The 25,056-nt window shown below is 38.3% G+C and carries 19 protein-coding genes; 10 read left to right on the forward strand and 9 right to left on the reverse strand.

Annotation, left to right across the window (positions count from 1 at the left end; genetic code table 11):
• Window positions 1-113 precede the first annotated feature (113 nt).
• From ACFSKV_RS16290 to ACFSKV_RS16300, 3 genes are all read left to right on the forward strand, one after another.
• A complete protein-coding gene (locus ACFSKV_RS16290) occupies window positions 114-1,349 on the forward strand; it encodes a hypothetical protein (protein ID WP_380805061.1) in 1,236 nt (411 codons plus the stop codon).
• Between the two features lie 164 nt (window positions 1,350-1,513).
• Window positions 1,514-2,119, forward strand: a complete 606-nt coding sequence (locus tag ACFSKV_RS16295; protein ID WP_380805063.1) for a hypothetical protein — start codon at window positions 1,514-1,516, stop codon at window positions 2,117-2,119.
• 205 nt (window positions 2,120-2,324) lie between these two features.
• Entirely contained in the window at window positions 2,325-3,131 is an 807-nt protein-coding gene (locus tag ACFSKV_RS16300) for a universal stress protein (protein ID WP_380805065.1), read from the forward strand.
• Window positions 3,132-3,268: 137 nt separating this feature from the next.
• On the opposite strand, the gene ACFSKV_RS16305 is transcribed toward ACFSKV_RS16300, so the two are convergent.
• The 5 genes from ACFSKV_RS16305 to ACFSKV_RS16325 form a co-directional block, all read right to left on the reverse strand.
• Window positions 3,269-4,720, reverse strand: coding sequence for an aldo/keto reductase (locus ACFSKV_RS16305; protein WP_380805067.1), 1,452 nt, complete (start codon window positions 4,718-4,720; stop codon window positions 3,269-3,271).
• 10 nt (window positions 4,721-4,730) lie between these two features.
• Window positions 4,731-5,267: a hypothetical protein gene (locus ACFSKV_RS16310; RefSeq protein ID WP_380805070.1), complete on the reverse strand. Its 537-nt coding sequence runs from the start codon at window positions 5,265-5,267 to the stop codon at window positions 4,731-4,733.
• 364 nt (window positions 5,268-5,631) lie between these two features.
• Window positions 5,632-9,213 (reverse strand): M1 family aminopeptidase, encoded by a 3,582-nt coding sequence (locus ACFSKV_RS16315; RefSeq protein WP_380805071.1) that lies wholly within the window; start codon window positions 9,211-9,213, stop codon window positions 5,632-5,634.
• Window positions 9,214-9,230: 17 nt separating this feature from the next.
• A complete protein-coding gene (locus ACFSKV_RS16320; protein ID WP_380805074.1) occupies window positions 9,231-10,103 on the reverse strand; it encodes an ABC transporter ATP-binding protein in 873 nt (290 codons plus the stop codon).
• 179 nt (window positions 10,104-10,282) lie between these two features.
• Window positions 10,283-11,155: a TraB/GumN family protein gene (locus ACFSKV_RS16325; RefSeq protein WP_380805076.1), complete on the reverse strand. Its 873-nt coding sequence runs from the start codon at window positions 11,153-11,155 to the stop codon at window positions 10,283-10,285.
• Window positions 11,156-11,432: 277 nt separating this feature from the next.
• On the opposite strand from ACFSKV_RS16325, the gene ACFSKV_RS16330 reads away from it, so the two are divergent.
• Window positions 11,433-13,124, forward strand: a complete 1,692-nt coding sequence (locus ACFSKV_RS16330) for a bifunctional metallophosphatase/5'-nucleotidase (protein WP_380805079.1) — start codon at window positions 11,433-11,435, stop codon at window positions 13,122-13,124.
• Between the two features lie 50 nt (window positions 13,125-13,174).
• Here the strand turns inward: ACFSKV_RS16330 and ACFSKV_RS16335 are convergent, their stop codons facing one another.
• The 3 genes from ACFSKV_RS16335 to ACFSKV_RS16345 all read right to left on the reverse strand — a co-directional run bounded on the left by ACFSKV_RS16335 (window position 13,175) and on the right by ACFSKV_RS16345 (window position 15,115).
• The gene (locus ACFSKV_RS16335) at window positions 13,175-13,978 is read right to left on the reverse strand and encodes a universal stress protein (RefSeq protein ID WP_380805084.1); all 804 of its coding nucleotides are present in this window, start codon (window positions 13,976-13,978) and stop codon (window positions 13,175-13,177) included.
• Between the two features lie 135 nt (window positions 13,979-14,113).
• Window positions 14,114-14,713 (reverse strand): class I SAM-dependent methyltransferase, encoded by a 600-nt coding sequence (locus ACFSKV_RS16340; RefSeq protein WP_380805087.1) that lies wholly within the window; start codon window positions 14,711-14,713, stop codon window positions 14,114-14,116.
• Window positions 14,714-14,791: 78 nt separating this feature from the next.
• On the reverse strand, window positions 14,792-15,115 hold the full coding sequence (locus tag ACFSKV_RS16345) for an antibiotic biosynthesis monooxygenase family protein (RefSeq protein ID WP_380805090.1): 324 nt from the start codon (window positions 15,113-15,115) through the stop codon (window positions 14,792-14,794).
• Between the two features lie 33 nt (window positions 15,116-15,148).
• Here ACFSKV_RS16345 and ACFSKV_RS16350 point away from each other — a divergent pair, with 33 nt between their 5' ends.
• On the forward strand, window positions 15,149-16,189 hold the full coding sequence (locus tag ACFSKV_RS16350; protein ID WP_380805092.1) for an acyloxyacyl hydrolase: 1,041 nt from the start codon (window positions 15,149-15,151) through the stop codon (window positions 16,187-16,189).
• A 4-nt stretch (window positions 16,190-16,193) separates the two neighbouring features.
• On the opposite strand, the gene ACFSKV_RS16355 is transcribed toward ACFSKV_RS16350, so the two are convergent.
• Window positions 16,194-20,192, reverse strand: coding sequence for a two-component regulator propeller domain-containing protein (locus tag ACFSKV_RS16355; RefSeq protein WP_380805095.1), 3,999 nt, complete (start codon window positions 20,190-20,192; stop codon window positions 16,194-16,196).
• A 236-nt stretch (window positions 20,193-20,428) separates the two neighbouring features.
• On the opposite strand from ACFSKV_RS16355, the gene ACFSKV_RS16360 reads away from it, so the two are divergent.
• The 5 genes from ACFSKV_RS16360 to ACFSKV_RS16380 all read left to right on the forward strand — a co-directional run.
• Complete coding sequence (locus ACFSKV_RS16360) at window positions 20,429-21,067, forward strand: hypothetical protein (protein WP_380805098.1); 639 nt, start codon at window positions 20,429-20,431, stop codon at window positions 21,065-21,067.
• Between the two features lie 72 nt (window positions 21,068-21,139).
• Window positions 21,140-21,748, forward strand: a complete 609-nt coding sequence (locus tag ACFSKV_RS16365; protein WP_380805101.1) for a hypothetical protein — start codon at window positions 21,140-21,142, stop codon at window positions 21,746-21,748.
• A gap of 186 nt (window positions 21,749-21,934) precedes the next feature.
• A complete protein-coding gene (locus ACFSKV_RS16370) occupies window positions 21,935-22,630 on the forward strand; it encodes a hypothetical protein (protein ID WP_380805103.1) in 696 nt (231 codons plus the stop codon).
• A gap of 19 nt (window positions 22,631-22,649) precedes the next feature.
• Window positions 22,650-23,216, forward strand: a complete 567-nt coding sequence (locus ACFSKV_RS16375; protein WP_380805106.1) for a hypothetical protein — start codon at window positions 22,650-22,652, stop codon at window positions 23,214-23,216.
• A 415-nt stretch (window positions 23,217-23,631) separates the two neighbouring features.
• A partial coding sequence (locus tag ACFSKV_RS16380; RefSeq protein ID WP_380805109.1) for a fibronectin type III domain-containing protein occupies window positions 23,632-25,056 on the forward strand: 1,425 nt, incomplete at its 3' end.

Consider the following 25,056-nt stretch of genomic DNA (forward strand, 5'->3'; position numbering starts at 1 on the left):
TAGGGATAGTGATACCAGCTTATCCTGTTTATTAAAAAAGTTAAAATAATTTCTACCCTTCAATAGGGGTGTTTTTGGTTTTACTTGTCCTAGGATTGAAACTAATCCAAAAAATGAATACCATAAGCAAAATTTTAGCAACAGCGGCTTTCTTTTCCATTTCTCCTGTGGAAACAAAAGCCCATTCAAGCCTTGAAGAAACCCCGATCGATAGCCTCCAAAAGGTGGAATCGACAGTTTCATTTTACAGCAATGTTGAAAAAACCGGTACATTAAAATTCCAACCATTTAGTGTCAATACTGAGGATACTACCATCGTATCGGTACAGTTTGCATTTGTTCCCTTTGTAGGAACGAATGGCACCCAATCCGGAAACATGATCAATGATGTTTCTTTCAATTTGCTTGGAGGATATTCAGCAGGAACCAGGGCTTTTGAAATGGCCGGACTTTTCAATATTAACCGGGGTGACATGACCGGTGTTCAATTGGCAGGCCTTTTCAATCAGGTTGGTGGAAAAGTCGACGGGGTGCAGTTGGCCGGTCTGTTCAACTCCAATCTACAATCTGTCAAAGGAGTCCAATTGGCGGGATTGACCAATTTTACCACAGGTGAAGTAGAAGGTGTACAGCTTGCCGGATTGGCTAATTTTTCACCAAAATCAGTCAAAGGAGTTCAAATTGCAGGCCTGGCCAATTTCTCAGGGAAAAACACCGAAGGATCACAAATCGCAGGATTGGCCAATTTTACTCCCCATGAGGTCAAAGGATCGCAAGTAGGCACATTTAATTACGGTGGAAATGTCGATGGCTTTCAACTTGGGGTGTTCAACTATGCCGACAGCATGAGTGGGGTTCCTGTGGGATTGATCAGCTTTGTCCGCTCAGGATACCAAACTGTCGAAATCGGCGTCAACGAAGTCCTTCCATTGAATCTTGCATTACGGACGGGAAAGCGCGAATTCTATAACATCCTATTCGCAGGCATCAGACCGGAAATCAATGAAGATGTCACCTGGGCGTTTGGCTATGGAGTAGGTACCTCTCCAAGATTGGGGAAAAAGACTTTCCTGAATGTTGAAGTCAGTTCCGAACAACTCAACAAAGGCAATGTCCAATCGCTAAATTTGATCAATAAACTCTATGTTGGAGCAGACTATCAAGTTGCTAAAAAGATGGCATTATTTGCCGGTCCAACGATTAATTTCAGGGTATATGACGATTCCTTTGATGGCCATCCAGACCTATTTACCTATACAAAACCGCAGATTCGAAATGAGAACTCCTATTCAGAAAATATATCAAGTCAATGGTGGTGGGGATTCCGGGCTGGATTTAGATTTTTTTAAACTGATTTTCATTCTTTTCAAAAAAGTCAAAAATCGAATAGGGGTAAACTTTCCCTGAATTGTCATAACTTCAAAAGCTAAACCAACACTAGTAGAACCTGCCCAGCTAAATTTAAGCTTGGGCAGGCTTTCTGCCTCAAAAAATCGAAAACAAACATAACAAAATGAAAAAGCTATTCACTTTAATTATCTTATTGCTAGTGGTCTATACAGCCTATAGCCAAGAAGCAGACAAATTTAGATTCCAAATGGATTTGGGTGCCGCTGCTCCAAAAGGAGGTGGAATCGGTGCTTTGGTCAATTTTGAACCACAGATACTTGTCAGGAGAAACTTGGCATTGGGTCTAAGAATGGGTGTAGCTGGACTCGCTAAAGATGTGGTCTATTACGAAATACCGGATGATTATACTGGAGAATTAGGAGCAAATGCTTCTATAACAGGTACTGCGAATTATTATTTTAACTATGGAAAAGGTAAAGTTGCACCTTATATCGGGGGCGGATTTGGATACTATACCATAAGCAATATCAATATTGAAAGCACCGATATTGATGAAAATGACTTGGGAGACCTAAAAGCAAACTTTGCATGGGCACCAATGATTAGAGCTGGAGTGGAACTGGGAAAATTCAGAATTGGGGCTGAATTCAACTTTGTTCCAAAAAGTGATCTTCAAAACATCAACGGAGAAGTCATAGGGGAAGCTACCAATGAATACTTTGGATTTACCCTTGGGTATTTTATCGGTGGAGGCAAATGGGGAAGATAAGATGAATCCTGTAAAGTTTTCCTGCTTTTCAAGAAGCAGGAAAGCTTACAAGCAAAACCTACATTATTAACTTATTCAAAAAATTTTAGATCTAATTTTTTTAAGCATTCAGTTTCTTTGAACATTAAAATATGATCTTGCTACAAAACATTTCTTTAAAAGAAAAGAAATCTTTAAAATGCTTAATAATTTTGAATGTCCCATTATGCTTAAAAATATCATTATTCCGGTAGATTTCTCTGAACAGGCAGAAAATGCCCTTCTTTTCGCTGCTGAAATCGCCAAGAGAGTATCTTGCCCTCTTATCATTCTTCATGCAAATCCAAATCAGAAAGCCCCCTCTTTGGAGGAGCAAAAAATGAAATACCTTGAAACCAAACTGAAAAATTCCTTTGGATCTGATTTTCAATGCCATTCGATTTTTGCACCTTTTGACCTTATTCATGCCCTTAAAAGTCAAATAGGTACTCGAAATACCAGTTTGATAGTAATGGGTACCAAAGGTGCTAGTGGTTTGAAAAGGATTCTAATAGGAAGTAATACAGTAAGAGTAATCTCAGAGGTCAAAGCACATGTGTTGGTAATCCCCGAATCGGCAAAATTTGAAGATTTTAATAGAACCGGAAAAGATAGGGTAATCCTAGCAACAGATTTGGAGGAAACAGAAAATAAAGATGCTTTCGACTTTTTATCAGGAATTCTTCAGTTGATGGTCAACCCCAAACTTCGCATTCTAAATGTAAGGCCTAAAAATACCAAGCTAAAGCCCAGTAAGCAACTTCAGAGGTCATCTTTGCTTTATAACTTTAAAAAGGAGTTGGAAACTGAGGGAATTACCGTATTCAGCAACAATGTCCTGGACGGGATTAACTTTTATTTGGACAAGCATTCGGATACAGGATTGGTAGTGATGATTTCCCGGGATTCGGGTGGGCTTTTTCAGCGTCACTTTACCAGAGAAATGGCTTCCATTACCCATAATCCTTTGTTATTGTTAAATGACCGGGATTGAAGAGAAGTTGGAAAGGGAAAAATTTTGAGTTATTAGGAACCATAAAATCACTCCAAAAGAAAAAAAATGATAAAAAAAGTAAATTCAAAAAATTCGATAATTAGGATTTTAATCAGTTAAAAACCTAAAATGGAACATTAAGATTTGTAGTATTCTACAAACCTCCCATCAAATCCTGCTACCTTATCTACCAACTGCATGCGCTTTTTCTCATCAAAAGCCTTGAATTCCTTGGCAAGATTGATTTTTTCTTGCAACATGGAGGCATTATCCGCTCCTGTAACCAAAACAGATATCGGAAGTGACCAGGAAAAATACAATGCTTCTTCAACGCTTAAAGCATTGGGGACAATTTTTGGTTTGTCACCGTGCATAAAATGCGAGGTACCTCCAAAAAATCCCCCATTGGCCAAAGTTTTCATCGCAATAGGGGCTATGTTTTTTTCTATCAATTTGGGTAGTACATTATTGATAAAGCTTTTGTAATTAGGATCAAATGCATTGATGGGCATTTGACACACCTGAAGTTCTTCGGTACGCTCCAACATTCTTAGGTGAGCTTTGTAGTCCGCATGGCCTGAAAAACCCACGAACCTCACTTTCCCACTTTTTTGGGCTTCAATGACCACATCCAGAACGCCATTTTTAATCCTATTGTCTACATCTGAAGGACTTCCAACGGCATGGAAAAACCAAAGATCCAGATAATCTGTCTTCATCCGCTTTAAAGTACCCTCCAAATGTTCCTTGGCTGTTCTACCAGTAGTGGCAGTGGTTTTACTTTGGATGAAGGCTATATCTCTGTAATTTGGCGTAAGGAACATCCCGTATCTGGTTTCGGCCAGTCCATTTCCGTAGGATTCCGCGTTGTCGAAAAACCTTACACCACCTGCAAGGGCGGTTTCGATGGTTTTTTGAGCTTCTTTTTCACTCATTCTTGCGATATGAGCACCACCGAGACCAAGCATGGTGACAGAAATACCCGTTTTTCCAAATTTCCTCAAGGGTAGGAGATCTCCTAATCGGTCCTTTTCTGTTTGATTTACTTTGGACAGAGAAGATCCTAAATTGTCAATTATTGGATTAGCAGATAAGGGTAACATCATCCCGGCAGTCAATCCTGCTAAAGACTTGAGAAATATCCTTCTGTCCTTGGATTCTTCGGCAAGTGTTGAATCCTGTCTTGACCATGGCCATTCTACGCAGGTTTGGATCTCTGGAAACAAGACATGGTCTGCTTTGCCCTTAAATACAAGTGTAATCACCTGGTAACCATTAAGGTTTTCTTTGACTTTTTTCAAAGTTTTTCCAGTCACAGACACATCATCCACCAACAATATTTTGGATCCTTGCTCCAAAGGAATATCCAAGTCCTCCAATAGAGTGGGGGATTCTCTTTGGGGATAATTGTGATCATCCCGATAGTTGACCTTAACTACCAAAAGCCTTGCACCCAGTTTTTCTGCCACCATTTTTGCCGGATTGGCTCCTCCTCTTCCAATTCCTAAGACCAATTCAGCCTGTGGAACGGGATATTCTTCCAGTCTTTGTTTGATGTTTTCAAAAGATAAGGGATGTTTGGTAGCCATGGTAAATAGTTTAATTATTTGGCAATAGCCTCATATGGCTTCCATATTTCAAGACAAGAAAATTCAGAAGTAACATAATTCCAATACCGGGAAGAGCCCTTGAGAGAGAGCCAAAGAAAAATTCAAGGGGTGCCGAAGGCATAATGGGTATGAAATTGAGAAGCAAAGATGAAATCACCTTTGCACCGATATAAGATAGAGGAGCAGCAAACCACATCAATTTTGGGTTTTTCAATAATATATAAGCCAAACCTGAGAACAACAACAATTCCAATGTCAGAACTGCTAGGAAACCCCACTGTGGATTGCCAGTGATCAGAAAGTTTGTCAATGGGGCAAACAAGGCCACAGGCATGGCTATCTTCCAACCGAAAAAGAAAAGAGCAATAAAGGGAATGTAAAACATAGGGAGCAGATAAGCTCCAATTGGAAAGCCATTGTATGGAGGAATCATATGCACAAAAAATGGGAAAAATACAGCTACAATTAACATTAACCCTGTAGTCTTAATCCAGGCAATGCTTCCAAGTTTGGAGATGTTTTCCATAATCATTCAGGGATTGGTTGGAAATCTCAATTCACGAAATAAAGGGTATAAATTCTGTCCTAAAAAGAGATTCTTTAGATTTTTAAAAGCATTAAAATCCAGGAACATAAAATCAAAACCTTGCCGTTATTTCTTTTCATATGGTCCCCGGCCAAATCCTTCAATTTCCAAAATCTTGGATTTATATTCTTTGATACCAGAAAGCTAATCCGTACTTCTTTATTTATTTTTAAAATCTTTTATCTAAACTAATATCTCAATATCTAATATCCCAATTCAATTTAACGAAGGTTAAGGATTACTAACCGATAACTTAATAATCCTTAACCTTTATTTTCTACTACTCAGCCCTTGCATTTGGATTTCATTGCTCCGTCACTCTTTTCACATTATCATCCGGGATCCTGTCAATTAAATAATTGTAAGGATCAATACCTGCCTGCTGGGGTTTTTCTTTGACCCTGAAGGTAAAGGTATTTTCAGGTTTTGTGATTTTGAATCGCTCATAAATCAATGGTTTTCCATAGACTTTTTTATTTTCAGTTTGTGCAAATATTCCAATGTCTATAAAATCTACCAAAGGAACTTCGGTCTGTTTACCTAAGGAATCCGATCTGAATTTTTCAGAATGTGTCTTTAAGGTAACCAAATATTCATCACCTTCCTGAACATACTTGGCATCCACCAACCTATTGGAAAACAAAGTGATGTTTTTAAACATATCCTCAATGAGGTATTGTAAGCTATCAGGGGTTACTTCCTCGAAAGCGCGTACTGCAGACCATGATGTGGGGTAGGGAGGTTCCTGATAGGCATGGTCCACAATCAATTTTTGCAAAGCCTGATTAACCTTTTCTTCTCCGATCATTTCTTTTAGATAGTACAGCACCACCGATCCCTTCTGGTAATGGATATAACCTTGGTTTTCTGTTTCCATTAATGGTCTTTCTGCTTCAAATTCACCACCTCTACCGCGTAGATAACCGTTCATTTCATACTTCAGGAATTTGTTCATTTTATCTCTTCCATATTCTTTTTCCATGACCATTAGGGAAGCATATTGTGCAAAGCTTTCACTCATCATTTCAGTGCCCCGCATACCGGCCCCTATGAGTTGATGTGCCCAATATTGATGTGCCATCTCATGGGCAACTACATAATACACCAGATCAATATCATCTTCAGTAACATTTCTCAGGTCAGTAATGAATCCAATGCCTTCTCCATATGGCATGGTTCCAGGAAATGCCTGTGCAAAAGAACTGTATCTGGGAAATTCAATGATGCGGCATTGTTTATGGTAATAGGGGCCAAAATTCTCTGTAAAATATTCCAGGGATTTTTCCATACTCCTAAGCATATTAGGAACATTGTATTCATGCCTTTTGATATAGTACACCTCTAGGTCCACATCATTCCATTTCTCTCTTGCCACCTCATATCTAGCTGAAATGAAGGCATAGAAATTCAAGGATTGATGATCTAAGTGATATTCAAAATACCTTCTGCCATTCTCTGTCCATTCTTTTACCAGACTTCCAGGTGCCACAGCAATCTGATCTTCGGCAGTACTGATCACCGTTCTCATATTCACCCAATCTGCATCTTGGTTGATATAGGTATTCCCTCTTGATTGAAGGTCATTTTCATCCAAAAAAGGTAATCGTTGCCTTGGGGGTAATTCAAGTTTTGCCCGTTTGTTTTTGTCTGTAATTTCGTACCTCCTGTAGTATCCGAAAACCGGTAGGACATCAAAATTATTGAAGAAAGTCCCATTTTGGGTCAATTCTGTAAAACTGACTTCATTTTCAAATCCCTTGGTTTCCTTAGAAACTACCACTTTAATCGGTAAGGTATCACCAGGCTGCATGGGTCTATCCAGACTGTAAATCCTATAATACAATTCTTTGTCATGAAGTTTTATTTTGGCACCTGGAACTTCAATTCCCAACGTATCGGGCATTCTCGGAAGCGTAAAATGTAATTCTTGGATAGGCTCACTGGTTTTATTGGTGATTTGACCGTTTACCGTAACAAATAAATCCCTTTCATAAGGGTGAATATCTATCTGATATTCAAAATCAATCCATCTGGGTTGGGCAATTCCTTCATACTTTTTATAAGTGAGCTCATAATCCTTTTGTCTGTTATCCTGTTGCTTTGGGTTCAGATATGTATTGAGTATTTCGGTATTATAGTAAACAAAGCCACCACATACAATAAAGCCAACAAGAAATAGGCTTAACAGACCAGTCTGAGACCTTAGTCTTTGGGCAGCAAACTTTCTTCTGATGCTGAATGTTGTTTCCTTCCCTCTTACATAAAAGGCATAGATGAAGACGCAAAGTATCAAACAGAAAAGTGTCCAATACATATTGAACCAGATGAGGCCTGGGATGAATGGTCCGAAACCGTTCATATCCGAATAAATAGCCCTTGGTGTAGCTGCAAATTCCAACATATTGGAATTCATTTCCAATGCGGACCAAACAAATTCATTGAGAATGATGAAGGCTACAAATGCAAAATAGGCGATATACCTATTGTTGATAATATAATGGAACAAAAGGGCAATGACCACTAAAAATCCAAATTGGAACATATCAAGAATCAGAAGGCTCTGAAAGTAAACCCCCAATTCAAATCTGGTATAGCTGTAGAAAAGCTGTGCCACCATTCCCACCACAATGGTACTGCACAGTACCACGAAAATACTGAAAAGCATGGCGATTAATTTGGAACCGAAGAGCATCCCGGTTTTTACCGTGGTAGCATCCTCAATCTCCGATATTTTTGCATCTCTTTCTTTCCATACCAAAACCCCGGAATAAAAAGTGATGATACCGAGTAAAAACAGGTAAAAAGAGCCCCTGATATAGTCAATGACATCATAAGTGACAGGGTATTTTGATGTTCCATAATTCCCTGTGAAGCTGGTCAAACTGGCGATCAAATTGATCAGGCCTATGATGACTATTATGATAAAGGTCTGGTTTTTTATGATGGCTTTGGTTTCAAAAACAATCATATGCCAGAATGCTGGCAATGAAAAACCAGACTTTTGGGGAAGATCAAAAGTTTTGATTTCGCTCAGATCGAAAAGGTCGTTTTCTTCTTCCTGAGCACCTTTGATATTTTTAACTTTTTCTTTTTTGGAATCAAAAGAAAAACGGGAATACATAAACATTAGCAATACCAAACTTAATCCGATCCAAACCATACGGTTGATCAGAAACTGCCCAGTCAAAGGCGTAGCAAATAGATTTTTTTCCTCTATGGTTTTGTATTTGGAAAGCGTATTTAAAGGTTGGAAACCAAAGGGATCCAGAATATTGGCCAACCATTCTTTTTCTAAATCAGCTGTGAAACCTTGGCTCACGACATAAAAAACCAAAATCAACATGGCCCCTACAAAGGATACGATATTGCTTCTGAATACTATTGCCAAACTGTATAGAACCACGCCGGCAATGATGGTATTCGGTATGGCAAAAGATAAAATTCCCTGGATGTGACCGTTCCAAATTATCGGGCCATATCTTTCAGGTTGTACCCATGGCATCAAAGGACCTATCAATGCACCTATGGAAACTCCCAAAAGGGGAATGATGGAAATCAATAGTGCACCAATAAATTTTCCGAAGAAATAATCGCTTTTTTTGATGGGAGAAGTAAAGATAAATTGGTGCATTCCCGTACTGAAATCCCTGTTGGCGGAGGCATTCATAAATGCAGTGGTCATCAATAAACAGATCAGGGACATCACCCCATAATAAGATTGGATGACTGAAGGCGCATTTTTGTAAACGCTACCTACACCACCACCTATCGTAATCTGATCTGATGAAACTGCTCCAAAAACAAGCAAACTGATAATAAATAAAAATATCCAAAGCATTGGGGATCTGAACCAATACTTCCATTCATGTTTGATAAACTTCCACATAATGATTCAAGTAAAGGTTAAATTAATTGATTCAGTTTGGCAAAAAATACATCCTCAAGGGTTTCTTCCGCCTTGATAAATCCATTGTTTAACGAAGATTCAGAGAACACATGAATTTGGGGTTTTCCACCTACCAGTTTGTTGCTGATAATTTGAAATTCTTCCTGGTATTGGGGCAATTCTGCTTTATCTACCCTTTTTTCAAATATCTTACCTTTGATTAAATCAAGTGCATTATCGGTAGTACCACTGTACAACAACATACCTTTGTCCATAATGGCCATGTTGGTGCAAAGTTCCCTCACATCTTGAACTATATGTGTTGAAAGAATTACAATGACTTGTTCTCCAATTTCACTTAAAATATTGTAAAAGCGGTTTCTTTCCCCCGGATCCAGTCCTGCAGTGGGCTCATCTACAATGACCAGCTTTGGGCTTCCTATGAGACATTGGGCAATGCCAAATCTCTGTCTCATCCCCCCGGAGTAGGAGCTTACGGCTTTCTTTCTATGCTCATATAGATTTACTTTTTGGAGCAGGTAATCTACCATTTCCGTTCTCTCTTTCTTTTGATCAAAACCTTTTAATACTGCCAGATGATGAAGGAGGTCAGTGGCGGAGGTCCTTGGATAAACCCCAAATTCCTGCGGAAGATATCCCAGTATTTTCCGGACTTCATCTTTTTCTTTCAATACATTAATTTCTCCAAGCGTTATTGTTCCACTATCTGCCTCCTGTAATGTGGCCAGGGTCCGCATCAAAGAAGATTTTCCGGCACCATTCGGACCTAATAATCCAAACATACCTTTTTCTATAGTTAAATTAATGTCTTTCAGAGCATGCACCCCGTTGGCGTATTGCTTGTTGAGTTGGGTAATGGTCAAGATCATGGGCTTATATTTTTTCTTTTGTCAATGATAATAGCTTAATTTTTGTTCGGTTTGAAAATCGTGTTAATAAATTACCGAGAACCATGCCAAAGCAATATTTGGGCTTTAATCCAATAAAACGGCTCTAATTTCAAATAGAGATGTCCGATTTTGCAAATAAATCGGACATGTTGGACAACTTAATTTATAGGCGCTACTTCATATCCTGCATCACGGAGAAGTTGAATGACACCTGTTTCTGAGCCAAGGTGACCAGAACCGACTGCAATAAAAGTTGATTCTTCTTTGATTAAATTCTCTATGATAGGAATCCAGTTCCGGTTTCTTTCAATCAATAAAATATCTCCATAATTCTGGAACATTTCGTTCTTAGTGATGAGCTCATACAGTAAGTCTAAATCTTCTTTCAGATATGCATCGACCAGGGACTCAAATTCAATAATGCTCTCTTTGTTGGTAACCAGTTCTCCAATGTCATTTAATTGAGTTTTTAGTGGAATCTGATCGAATATCCCTACCTGGTAAGCAATGCTCTCTAGACCAACCATTGGAATTTTTGCTTCTTGGGCCTTTTGCATAAAAAACATTTCATAGCCACTGATTTCTTCACAGGGCATCATTTTGGTAAGGATCATAGTAGATAAGACAAATGGCTTTAAAATGCCCAATTGGTCAAGACCAACTCCATATTTATCCACAAGAAATTCTTCTACTTTCTGCGCCTGTTCAGGCCCAAATTCATCTTTTATATTTTTAAAATCTTCATTGACTGATAGCCTTTGCATTTCCATCATCATATTTTGATCAGACATGTCGATTTCCAATGCGATTTTTTTGGATTCATTCAAAGCATTTAAGATTCTATCGTCCATTTTGAACTGATCCTGACAGATCAGATGTATCGTACCAAATAAATAAGATTCCTGTTCCAATCCATTTCCTGAAATCTTCCAAAGGAGGGATTTTTCTTCCCTTTCTTTTGCAAATGATTGGGATAAGAAAAGAATAATAAATAATAGAGGTAGAAGTGATTTTTTCACATTGCTTTTCATAGTCAAATAAGTTTAAAGCCAAGACCTAACAAAAGTAATTTTTAATTAAAGCAAATATTATTGGAATTACAAGAAAGAAGAATTTAGGCTATCCAGCGCTTTTTATGTTACTTGTAATAAAAGTCACATATTTTAATTCAGGAAAAATTCAATTTTGTCAGAAAGCTAGTTTGGAGAAAACTTACCCAATGGGATATGCTTAAATTAAACCAATATTCTATTTCCTTTGGCTTCTTCAAAATTACTGGAAGTATTGAAATCAATTAAAACACCCAAAATGAATAATTCAAAAAGAGAGTTTCTCAAAAAACTTGGTGCCCTAAGTGCTGGAACAGGTTTGTTTGCTGTTAATCCATTAGTTTCGTGCGATAGCCCCAAAAAAGATAGTACAGGTTCTGTTGGAGAGAAAAAGGAAAAATTTAAAGTGACCATTTTCCAAACTACTGATGTACATTGTCAGCTTCACCCTCATGATGAACTTTTTTGGGAGGACGGACAAATAGTTTTCAGGAAAACAGGGGGGTATGCTAATTTGCATAGCTTTATTCAGCAGGAAAGGGAAAAATGTGACCATTCATTTTTAGTGGATACAGGGGATATGTTCCAGGGTTCCATGCTGTCAGTTAAGACAGAAGGAATTGCCATTGTGCCTATTTTAAATGCGATGTCCTACGATTTGTATTCTCCGGGAAATTGGGAGGTAGTTTATAATAAAGCGCCAATGCAAAGACTGATGGGCTCTCTTCAGGCGGGAAAAGTCTGTGCCAATATGTATCATGATCTTGGAGAGGGAAAAAGAGGAGAGTTGATTTTTCCCCCATATCATATTTGGCATGTCAATGGGGTAAAAATAGGATTTATTGGATATAATGACCATTTGGTGCCCAAAAGGCAATCACCAGGTTATAGCGAAGGTATTATTTTCACCAAACCGGAAGATAACCTGGCACATTATGTAGATGTTTTAAGAAATCAGGAGCAATGTCAGTTTGTGGCCATTATGTCACATATCGGATTATCACAGGAGATTGCCCTGTCCAATCACCCGGCCTGCGAAGGTGTGGATTATATTTTAGGGGCTGATACCCATGAGCGGGTCAGAAAGCCGATTCAGGGAAAATATGCCAAGGTGGTTCAACCAGGTGCATTTGGTTCTTTCCTGGGTAAACTGGAATTGAGTTTCGACCAAGGGAAGCTGGTAGAAGAAAATTATGAACTTCTTGAAATAGATGCCGATAATATTACTGAATCCCCAAGAGTGGCCAAAATCATTGATGAGGTTGAAGCGCCTTACCAGGATGAAATTCATAAAGTAGTTGGTTACAGTACCATACCTTTATACAGGTATTTTGTAATTGAAAATCCAATTGATACCATGGTGACTGATGCCTTAAGCTGGCAAATGCCTGATATTGATATAGTACTTTCCAATGGTTTTAGATTCTGTCCTCCTTTGGCTACTCCAGATGAAACAGGTAATATACCCATTACCAGAGGATTTATCTATGACATGTTGCCTGTAGATAGTGTGGTGCGAAGAGGTGAAGTAACAGGTCAGCAGCTATGGAATTGGATGGAAAAAGAATTGAACAATGTTTTTGCTGAAGATGCTTCCAAGCGATTTGGCGGTTGGGTTACCAAATTCAAAGGTATGGAAGTGAGGTTCAATGCTTATGGAGAAGAAGGGAAAAGAATTCAATCTATCTCCGTCAAAGGTGAAGCATTGGACATGGACCGTATCTATACCATTTCTGCCTGTGAAAGAGAAGGAGATCCAGCTGATGTGGTGTGCAGAATGAATAATGTTAAAAATGTGCAAAACACAGAATACACCCTACATCAGGTTATGCTTGGTTATTTGGCAGAAAATTCTCCGGTTACACCTACGCCCAGAGGTGCAGCTGTTGCCTTAGATGCACCAGCTACCTTGCTGAGTCAGGTTCACGGGGTGGATTATGAGTTTAGGTAATTACAGATTATAAGAAAAAAAGCCCCAAAATTCCAGTTTTGGGGCTTTTTTTATTTGATTACCAATAGGGGTACATGGGTATGATAAGCCATTTCCACACTATGGCTTTTATTTAAAAGGTTTTCAAAGAATGTCTTGTGCTTGTAAAACATCACAAGGACAACATCTTTATTTTTTTCAAGATAGGATTGCATTCCCTTATTGGTATCATCTGCTTTAGTAATCAGGAAATTTGAGTTGAACTTAGGGTATTTCTCTTTTATATATACCTCCAATCCCTTGAATTCAACATTTTTTTCAAAATTGTCAGCCGATTGCACGTGAAAAAACTCATAGGGTAAGTTGAGTTGCTCTGTAATCCTGAAAAGCTTTTTGAAGTACTTTTCCTCCTCTTTTTCCAACTGAAGTGCCACAGAGATTTTTTTGACATGCTTTAAACTGGCTTTTTCTGGAACAGCTAAAACAGGCACAGAACTTTCCTTGATCACATGTCCTGTATTGGAGCCGATCAATGTTTTTTTGATGCCACTTGCTCCTTGGGTACCCATGACGATTAAGTCATAATCTTCTTTATAGGCAAATGAGGTTACCGTCGTTGCCACCGTGCCCTGAAGAATTTTATAATTGAAATCAAGTCCCTCAGCCTTTCCAGATTCAGCTGCTTTCTTAAGTTCTCTTTTTGCTTCCTGCTCTATCTGTCCAATTATTTCAGTGGCCTGGGCGGCAAAATCATAAACCGCATAAAAGGAATATAAAAGAGTAATGGAGGCATTTTCCCTATGGGCTATTTTTTTAGCGAATTCCAATGCATTATTGGCATTTTCCGAGAAATCAGTGGGAACAAGAATTTTCATGGTTATATTGGTTTTAATAATTTTTTCCAGTTCATTTTAACTAAATTCCAGGAATAAGTTGTCATCTGGAGCAATATTTTAATGACAGGAAGATATCAAGGATTACACAAAAAAAAGCTGATCTTTATCAGCTCTTTATTTGATTTTTCCGCGAAGACGGACTACATGGCCATCGCCCGAATGACCTTTACCTTCATTTAAATGAATGATGCCATCAAACTCATATTCCCACTGAATGTTAGGAAAACTGCTTTTTATTTCATGGATATCATAGAGCATTTCTTCGTTTTTTGGTCCTCCGGAAGAATATTTTAACTGCTTTTTACCAAAACCTTCAATTAGAATTGTTCCACCTTTTCTGATTGATTTTTCAAAGGTCTGATGTACATTGTCCCGGATTGAAAGTGGTAAGTGGAAATAGATTAATGCAATTAAATCAAAACTCTCTGGTTCGGGAATAAAATGGGATACATCACAGACAAGATAGTGAAGTTTTAAACCTGAATCCTCCGCTTTCAATAAAGTATGCTTTTGGGCAATATAACTTTGGTCTAATGCAGTAACATCCCATCCTAATGAAGCGGCATACAAGGCATTTCTGCCTTCCCCTTCTCCGGGAAACAGGATTTTACCTTTGGCAAAAATTGAAAGTTGTTCTTTTAGAAATTCATTAGGGCCTTCCCCATATAAATTTGGGTTAAGGCTGAATTTTTCATCCCAAAATTGACTGTTCATTTTATTATTTTTTTCAAGCAAAAGAATTTAATAGTAACTTCTAAACATATAACAAAAGTTACTTTGGGTGTTGGATTCTTATGTAATATTCTCAAATCCATAATCCCTTTCTACCAGACAGATTCTGGTTTTATAGGCCGCATACCATTTTTCCTTTCCCATTTGTTGGGCAAAAAGGTGCGCTGCATTCATTTTCCACTGTTTAATGGCTTCAGTGTTTTTCCAATAACTTACCGTGATACCCAAACCTTCTCTCGCAGATTCATGGCCTAAAAATCCTTCCTGTTTTTGGGCCATCTCCACCATTTTTTTTGCCATTAAATGGTAATCCTCTTCGATTTCTGTACGTATACTGGAAAAAATAACTGCATAGTAGGGAGGATTTGGTGTGTTCGCTATCAAATTAATTTAGTTTTCAAATTTGGTTAAAATGTAATGAAAAAGATTCTTTTTTTAATTCCATTTTTTATGCTACAATGCTGTCTTTTTGGGCAAAATATAAAAAGATTGGGTCTGGAAGGAAGTTATGGATTTATCATCCCTCATTCCAGGGAGCTCAAACCTTTATCCCAAACCAACCCACTTGGAATTAATTTACATTATCAAAATCTCAATAGTTCTTTAAAAAATTGGAAGAATTGTAATTGCTTTCATTATATGGGATTACAGATTTCATACCACAATTTTGGTAATCCGGAAGTGTTAGGTTCGGCTACAAGTCTTACCGGAACTTTTGAGCCAATTATTTGGCAGAAAAATAAATGGACTTTTAGTCTTTTATCTGGTCTAGGATTAAGTTACCTGAATAGGATATATGATGAAGTCTCCAATCCTGAAAATGTATTTTTCAGTTCGCATCTAAGTTTCCTGATTTATCTAACACCCAAAATTGAATATAGCCTTACCCAGGATTGGGGCTTGAATGCTTCCATTTCCTATAACCATATTTCCAATGGAGGCCAAAGCCAGCCCAATAAGGGAATTAACTATCCTATGGGCAGTCTTGGCTTAGTCCGATATTTTCAAAGAAAAATCTTTCCTATTTATGAGAAAGATAAAATTTCCAGAAACTGGATGTATTATTTTGAAAGTGGTTTCTCAACCCGTGAAGGAAAAGATGGGAGGGAACCGAATATTTCAGTCGTTTTTGGGACCATCAAACCACTTTCAAGTATAAATGGAATTGGTGGTGGTTTGGAACTTAACAAAGATTTTTCCTTGGAAGTAAATGAAAACAGGATAGAAGCATTGATTCCGGCCCCATATATTGCCCATCATTTCATTTTTGGAAAAATCGATTTTAGTCAAAGGATGGCCTTCTATACCCATAAACCAATGGGATACAATGATTATGTTTTGTACCAACGCTATGTACTTGGATATAAATTACTGAATCATCTGACCTTGGGTATTGGACTTAAAGCCCATGGGCATATCGCAGAACATATGGACTTGAGGATAGGTTGGAAATTCTAGATTTTTATTTTTCCCTTTCCAGATATTCACTGGGAGTCATTTGATAAGTTTCTTTGAAACATTTGATAAAATAGGAAGGAGAACTGAACCCTACAGAATAGGCTATTTCCGAAATAGACTCTCCTGACCTTTCCAAGCGCTGGATGGCCAACCTTAATCTTTGATCCCTAATAAAGGCCGTCGTTGATAGTCCGGTCATCGCAGTCAATTTCCTATGCAGTTGCATTCTGCTCATGCCCACTTTTTTGCAGAACTCTTCTATGGTAAAATTGCTGTCAGAAAGGTCTTCATCCACGATTTTCTGGATTTTTTTTAAAAATTTTTCATCTGTTGAAGTAAGGGAAATTTCATTCGGAGAAATTTGATTTTTGCCTGAATACCTGATCCTTAGGTTATTCCTCAACTCTATGAGCTTTTCTATCCTGAGCAGGAGCTGTTTGGTGGAGAATGGCTTCAGGACATAATCATCAGCGCCAACTTCCAGACCTTTGATTTTATCCGCCTCCTCTGACTTTGCAGTAAGGAGAATGATGGGGACATGGGAAGTTTTTTCATCCTTTTTGAGGGTTTCACATAGGTTTATGCCATCTATGTCAGGCATCATCACATCGGAGATGATCAGATCAGGTATCTTTTTGAAGGCCTGATAAAGCCCTTCTTTTCCATCAGCTGCTTCCAGTACTTGATAATAAGGTAGGAGTTCATTGGAGATAAAGGTCCTGACTTCTTCATTATCCTCGATGACCAGTACCAAAGGAGTGTTTTCGTTTTTAGGAGCAGATCTCAATGATGTTAATTGAAGTTCTTTTTCTTCCTCTTCAATGACCTCTTCCGGTCTAAATGAAAATTTATCAATAGGCAATCGAATGCTTACAGCAAAAAGTTTTTTGCCTTCATTTACGTTCAGTTCTATTTTACCATGATTGAGTTCCACCAGATCTTTGATCAAAGGTAGGCCAATTCCGAAGCCTTCAGATTTCAGGTCAGGCTTGTAGAATTTATCAAACAGGTGGGTGATTTCTTCAGGGCTGTACTTTTGGACGCTTGTGTTGGTCACCTTCAAATGTAGGTGATTACCTTTGAGGTAACTGCTAACCTCAATATCTGTCCCTGATTTGCCGTATTTGATGGCATTTTGAAGGAGATTGCTGAGGATTTTTTCAATTTTGTCACTGTCAAACCATACCTCGGTCATTAATGGAACCGCTGGAATAATCCGCATATCTTTTTCAGCTGCCAGATAGAAGAAATTAGAAACAATAGACTGTATCAACAAACCTAAATTTCCTTTTTTTACCCTTAGTTGATGTTTTCCGGATTTGATCTTGGTCACTTCCAAAAGCTGGTCTACCAGATTCAGGAGTCTTTGGGAATTTTGTTTGACAAGGTTCAACTGGGATTTGACAATGGGATTTTCGGATTGACTGATCAGCCTTTCCACAGGGCCAGCAATAAGCGTAAGCGGGGTACGGAATTCATGGGAAATATTGGTAAATAAATTGGTCTTGAATTCATCTATTTCTTTCAACCTTTGGGCTTCTTCATCTTTCATTTTAAGGTTATACTGCATTTGCCAGCGCCATTTTAGGTATTGGTAGACCCAAATTAAAACCATGGCTAAAAAAAATGCATAAATCAAATAGGCCCACCATTCCAGATACCAAGGAGGTAAAATGGTAAAATTGATCCCAACTGGTTCCTCTGACCAAATACCGTCATAATTGCTTGATTTGGCATAGAAAGTATAATTACCAGGAGAAAGATTGGTGTACCTGGCTTGATGGTTATTTCCCGAATTAATCCAATTATCCTCATATCCTTCCATTTTATATTGAAATTCATTTTTCCCAGGAGAGGAGAAGACCAAACTGGCCATATTGATTGTGAGGGTATTCTGGTTATGCTTAAGTTTTAGATTATCTGAAATTTTTATGGCTTGCTCAAATACCATCAATTCGGTTAGGGCTGTTTTAGGCTGGGTTTCATTGAGGGAAATATCTTCAGCCTTGAACCAATAAAAGCCTTCCAGACTTCCAAAATACAAGGTGCCATCATTGGTTTTGAAATAGGCTCCCGTATTAAACTCTGTAGCCAAACCGTCATAATTGGAATAATTGGTGATAGGGAAGGAGCCGTCTTCATTTTTTAATGTTTCTACTTTGGTGATTCCCTTATTCGAGCTTAACCATAAATTACCCCGATTATCCGGAAGAATTCCATATATCACGTCATTGGATAAACCTGAAGCGGTATTGATGATACCAACTTCCATACTGTTCAAATCCAGTCTATTCAGTCCTGCTCCATTCGTGCCTACCCATAATATATTGTCTTCAGCCAAATGCAGGGATTTAATGTTGTTGCTGCTCAATGATTTTGGATTATTGGGCTGATGTCGGATTTGCTGAAATTTTCCCGTTGGAAGATTGAGTTTGGCGATACCTTGGTTTTCAGTTCCTATCCAAAACTCATTGCTTCCAGATTCAATAATGGCCCTTACATTATTATCCGGTATGCTACTGTAGGGCTGGTCAGGATCATGGAAGAAATGGGCAATTACCCCTTGATTAGGGCTAAATTGTATCAGGCCACTATTTCTTGTCCCCAACCAAAACCTGTTTTGGCCATCCTTTAAAATTTTCCAAATAGTGGTAGCAGGTAATTTTATGAAAGTTTCTTGATTAAAGTGCTGGATCTTGCCGGACTGAATGTTGAAAATACTGAGACCTTCATCCTGATATCCGATCCATAAATTTCCCTTTCCATCACCTTCCAAACTCATAACCCTATTGCTTGCGATACTGTTGGATTCATTGGGATTATGGGTAAAGGTTTTCCAGCTATTGGTTCTTGGATCATATTTTGTCAGTCCTTTGCCGGATGTTCCCAACCAAACCTGTTCAAATTCATCTACATAAATGGCTCTGACCACATCGATATGTATATCCTCAGGCACCTGTTGGTTGTGAAAAAAGTTAAATTTTTCCAAATAAGAATCATAAAAGCTCAGACCTGCGCCGTCCGAACCAAACCAAAGTGTGCCTGTATAGTCTTCAAAGATGCAAAGTATATCATCGTAGTGCAGAGATCGGGGGTTTTGTTTGGAATAATTGAAATATTGAATCTCCTTTGATTCTGGCTGGATCAAGGCAATTCCATTTCCATAAGTTGCAGCCCAAATCCTTTGTTTGGAATCCACCATAATATCCAGAATCATGTTTTCTTGGTTTTCCTGATTATTAAAGTATTCCGAAAGCGAAATAGGTTGCAGAGAAGATGAAGGCAGTACCCATATCCCTTTGTTCAATGTTCCGATCCAGATATTGCCATCCAAATCTGTTTTGGCACTTGACAGAAATACTTGTGGTTCCGTCTGCCAAATTTCACGGAGTTGCCGGCTTTCTGTATTAAAAAGCGCAAGTGAATTTTTGAAAGTAATCAAAAGGTTCTTAGGACCATACTGATTGATTGCTACAAATTCTTTTTCAGGTTCGACAAGGACCATTTCTGCTTGCTGAATGGATTCATTCCATTGAAAAAGTTGTCCAGAAAGAGTACCAAAAAAAACATGCTTTTCTTCATCTTCAAAAATACAATTCGCAGATGTAATACCTTGGAGAGGGGAAAAATCATTTGTTTCCCGGTTTAGCAATTCCGGAGTGGAACTTTCGGGAATTATCCAGATTCTATTTTTGGAATCTGCATAAACTTTCCCCAAGAGAAGTCTTTTTTCTTCTGTAATGTCAAGGAATTTTCTATTGTACACCACAAATTCCAAACCATCATATCGATTAAGCCCTTCCTGAGTGGCTATCCATAAAAACCCTTCCTGATCTTGGGTAACAGAAACAGCCGAATTTTGAGAAAGGCCATCATTTACAGAGAGTTGTCTGAAGCTTAACCCAAATTGGGCAAAAACAGGATGGGCTTGAATACCTACTATTACAACGTAGGCTATAGTTAGGGTTAATCTTAAATTAAACTTACAAAAAGTACTATTCATAAATCATCAATAAGTTGAAATAATAAAATCCGCATATCTCAATATACTAAAAACAGTTTAATATCATTGGTTAAACTGAATAATTAAGATTAAATAAATAGATTTTTTGTCATTTTTTAAAATAAAAATCTGATCTACATGGATATTGTTACATTTCTGATACTCTTCGATACATAATTTACATAGTTTGGGTAAATCCAGACTTAGCTTGCTCATTCAAAATACAGCTTGTTATCATGAAACCTAGAATTAATTTTACAATTCCTCAATTGGTGCTACAAACAAAATTTTCATTTTTTTCTCTTTTTTTCTTTGCTTTTGGTTTTATCGCATGTAGTAATTCAACTGACTCTGCCACTGTACAGAATGAAGAAAACTTTTCAAATCCTTTGCCTCAGGAACAAAATTGGTTGACGGATCTAATGCAGAAGGACTTGCTGACAGATGAAACATATCTTCAAATGATCCCACAAGAAATAATTGGATACCCTTTATTGAACAGTAGGCCCTATCCGGGTCTGAAAGGGGTGTATGCAGTGTATTCCTCATCTGAAGATCCGGATGATCCTCATATTATTCTTCAGGTAATAGATGGTGCGGGGCATCATCAGTTTCAACATGTCAATGCGGTCTATAAAATGCTTCAACTTGATCTTAATGAAAATTCTGAGGAATTAAGCGCATCAACGAAGGACTATAAAGGAATGAGGATTTTGGTGAAAAGTATGAATAAAAACAATCAAAATAAGATTAGTAGTGAAATAGAATTCATCAAATCTAACCGTTATCACGTCACATTGACCGGTAATGTTCTAGACCTGGATGGACTTTATTTGGCATTGGAATACCTTGATGAGTATGTATTTCCAAGTTGAGCAAAAAATTAAATATTAGGAACAGTTCCTTTCTCCATAAAAAAACCACTTACGACAAGTATGGCTAAAAAAATGAAAATCTGGATAATGATTTTTTTCTGTCTGCTGATGATAGGATGTGGATGGGATGGAAAGGGAATTCCTGAAAGAAATACCGCATCCCAAGCTTTTGTACCAAAAGAAAATTATACACCTGATACTTCCACCTCACCTGTTGCCTATCCAAAAAAAGGATTGGACAAAGAAATACCACTTAGCAGTGAAAAGATCAAAGAATTATTGCCTGAGAAAATAGCGCTTTATAGCAGGACTAAGTTGATAATGGGTGATACAGAGTCCTTGGGATATTCAGGCCTGATAGCCACCTATCAGTATTTTCCAGGTGCGGAAAAATCAATTTCTGTTGAAATCATCGATGGTGCAGGAACTGCCGGTGCTGTCATGGTCCATGCTGCTGAAGAGCGATTAAAACTGGATTTTGAAGAAAAAAAAGCCAATGGTTATATCCGTATTTTTCAAAGAGAAAATCTTAGGGTGAAGGAAAAGGAAGATACATTTGATAGCTATTCCGAAGTTGAATTTGTTTACCAAAACCGTTTTCACTACCTGTTCAGGGCCTATAAAACCCCCATCCATGAACTTTGGGAGTTTATTGTACAAACTGGGTTTTTAACTTCCTAATGAAGTAGCTAATGAAAATAAGTAAAAATAACCATCCTAATTTGAAACGTTGATGTTTTACACATACTTCAACAATGTTACACCAGTATGATTCTTTGTTACATTATTGATATAGAAGAAGGTGTGAAGGATGTTAATTTGAATATTCAAACCTTTTAAAAGTATCAAACTAATTAATTGAAATATATGAAAGCTTTATTAACTCTAGGTTTTACTTGCTGTGTTTTTTGGGCAAATGCACAGGAAATCAGTGGGAATATCAAAAACCATGGGAAATCCGATATGGATATGGTCCTGATGCTTTTTGGGATGGATTATCCCGTCTCAATTGGTAAGGTTGATAAAAAAGGTCAGTTTACTGCTAACCTGGACAATCTTAGTTTGGACCAAATACCTGAAGAAAACCTATCCATGTCCATGGGGCCACTTTATTGGAACTTTCATTTTAATTGTAATAATTCTGATCCTTTCGGAGAAAACGCAGAAAATCTGGCTGCAAGGCAGGATTTTGTAAGATTGACCAAGAATGGAGAATGGGCAGGAACGGTCTTTTTGGTTTCTGATGAAGGCCTAAGACCCTGGATAGAGGATTCAGGGTATAACAATGCCATAAAAGGGTCTTTTTATGAGGTGATGTATGTGGTAGATGATGTGAGATTGAATATGACCTGCAACAGCAGTGTCTATGCAGCTGATAATGAAGAGGTGGAAACAGAATACCGTTTCGATATTGAGTTGAAGAAAGGCTTCAATTGGGTAGAATATACCATTGAAGAAGTGTATGAAACAGATCCTAATATCAGGGCCTCTTTTCCTTCCAAAGTAACCATCAGCAATGTGAAAGATCCTTCCAAAATGCTTTGGGTGGGGACTTATTATTAATGCCTTAAATTTTATCAAAATGAAAGAAGCATTTCGGATCAATTCTGCTATCGTTGCTTTAATGGTATTCATTTTAATGTCAGGATGCGGCAGCAATGAGGAAGACATGAATCCAGATGACATCAACAATTCAGGCTTTTTTTTGAAAGCCAAGGTGAATGGAGCTTTGGTTGAGTTTAAACAAGAGGAGTTGCAGTTGGTCAATGTTGGTTCTGCAATCCCAGGGGTCTATGAAATTAGTATTTCTGCTGGAGCGAGTCTTTCCGATGAATCAGGATATTCTGAAGCAATCACACTTATTGTAAGAGATGATTCACCCATTGGAGTTAAGACCTACGATTACCTCAGACCATTTACAGAAACAGGTTTTGGACTGAAGGGATTTATTTTGGGCTATCTCAATGCTTCTGAAGGTCTGGGTTATGTTACAGATGTTGATGAAGAGGATTCGATTTTGCAGATAACAGAATTGACCAATACCCGGATAAAAGGAAAATTTTCAGGAATAATATATGATATAGTTTCAGGGAATTCTAAAAATATTACAGAAGGTGAGTTTTTCCTTAAGGTAGATAATATGAACTAACTTCTATATGATTGTCCTATAATGTCAACAATTACCTAAATATGTTTTTGGGATAACTTTTTTTGAACTTAAATACTTTTTCCTGCCCAATTGGGGCAGGTTTTTTTGTTTGAATGAAATACAATATAAAGTTTTCCTTAAAAAAGTAAATAAGGATAACTCTAAAGCTTGACTATAGATTATTGACAAAACCCCATTCTGTTACAGGATTGCTATCATTTGATACATGCGTGATATTCTTTGCAAGAGATGATTTGAATTTTTAGGAGAGATTTCAGGCATACTGGAATCGTAGAATTAAAAACAAATCAGTATGGAACCAATTTTACATTTAAGCCCTAGTAAAAAAGTATCCAAAATTTTTTCTCAGTTTGATTTTGGAAATAGCTTTTTTAAAGGAAGAAATTCTTTTTTAATGATTTTTCTTCTTTTTCTTCAAACAACTGTATTTGCCCAGGCACCAACTGTGCCTTCATCCAACCTTACTTTTACAGACATAGACGGGGATCGGTTTATTGCAAGATATACATCAGGAAATGGGCAAAACCGGATTATCATAGCCAGTGAAAGTCCGATCACGGCCGTGCCTGTTGATGGGGCAGATTATTTGGCAGGAAATTATGGGCTGGGAAATGAAATCAGTCCGGGCCAGTTTGTGGTGTATAAAGGCAATTCTTCAGCAACTTGGCTTTATGGATTCAATCATTCCACTACCTATTACATCAGAATCTACGAATACAATGGATCCAATTTCACCACTCAATATTTAAAGGATCAATTTTTAGAAGGAACAGTTACCACGCTCACAGGCCCAACGGTTCAGGCGAGTAATTTGACTTTCAGCAATGTCACGGGGAATTCGATGACCTTAAACTGGACCAAAGGAGACGGTTCTTTCCGTCTGATCGTGGCCCGTGTAGGTGCTCCTGTGGATGCGGAGCCAGTGGACCTGGTCAGTTATGGATCGAGCAGTTCTTTTGGTAGTGGGGTTCAATTGAGCCCTGGGAATTACTCGATCTACAACGGATCGGGCACCAGCATGACTCTGACGAATCTTTCCCCAAACAATACATATCATTTTTCAATTTTTGAATACAACGGGAGTAGTGGACGGATTTACCTGCGTCCCGGAGCTACAGGAAGTCAGTTAACGGCCTCTGCACCTACGGTTCCGGCAACTAATTTTTCTACCCGCAACGTTGATGGAGACCGGTTTATCTATGAGTTTACCCGGGGCAACGGTACGAACAGAATGGTAATAGCCAAAAAAGGGAGCCCGGTGACTGCAGTTCCGGTAGATGGACAGACGTATTCAAGAAGTGAGACATTTGGTTTGGGGACGGAGATTGCACCGGGCGAGTTTGTGGTGCATAATGGGACGGCCAATGCGGTATGGCTGTATGGATTGGAGCCAGGGACTACCTATCATTTTGCTGTTTTCGAATACAATGGAACGGGATCGGAGACTTTTTATCTGAAAGATCCTTATTTGGCAGGTTCGGGCAGCACCCTGACAGGTCCTACTGTTCAGGCGAGTGATTTGACTTTCAGCAATGTCACGGGGAATTCGATGACCTTAAACTGGACCAAAGGAGACGGATCATCCCGTCTGATCGTGGCCCGTGTAGGTGCTCCTGTGGATGCGGAGCCAGTGGACCTGGTCAGTTATGGATCGAGCAGTTCTTTTGGTAGTGGGGTTCAATTGAGCCCTGGGAATTACTCGATCTACAACGGATCGGGCACCAGTATGAATTTGACGAATCTTTCTCCTAACCAGACGTATCACTTTTCAATTTTTGAATTCAACGGGAGTAGTGGAAGGATTTACCTGAGGCCTGGC

This window comes from Shivajiella indica, assembly GCF_042683085.1.
Taxonomy (GTDB): domain Bacteria; phylum Bacteroidota; class Bacteroidia; order Cytophagales; family Cyclobacteriaceae; genus Shivajiella; species Shivajiella indica.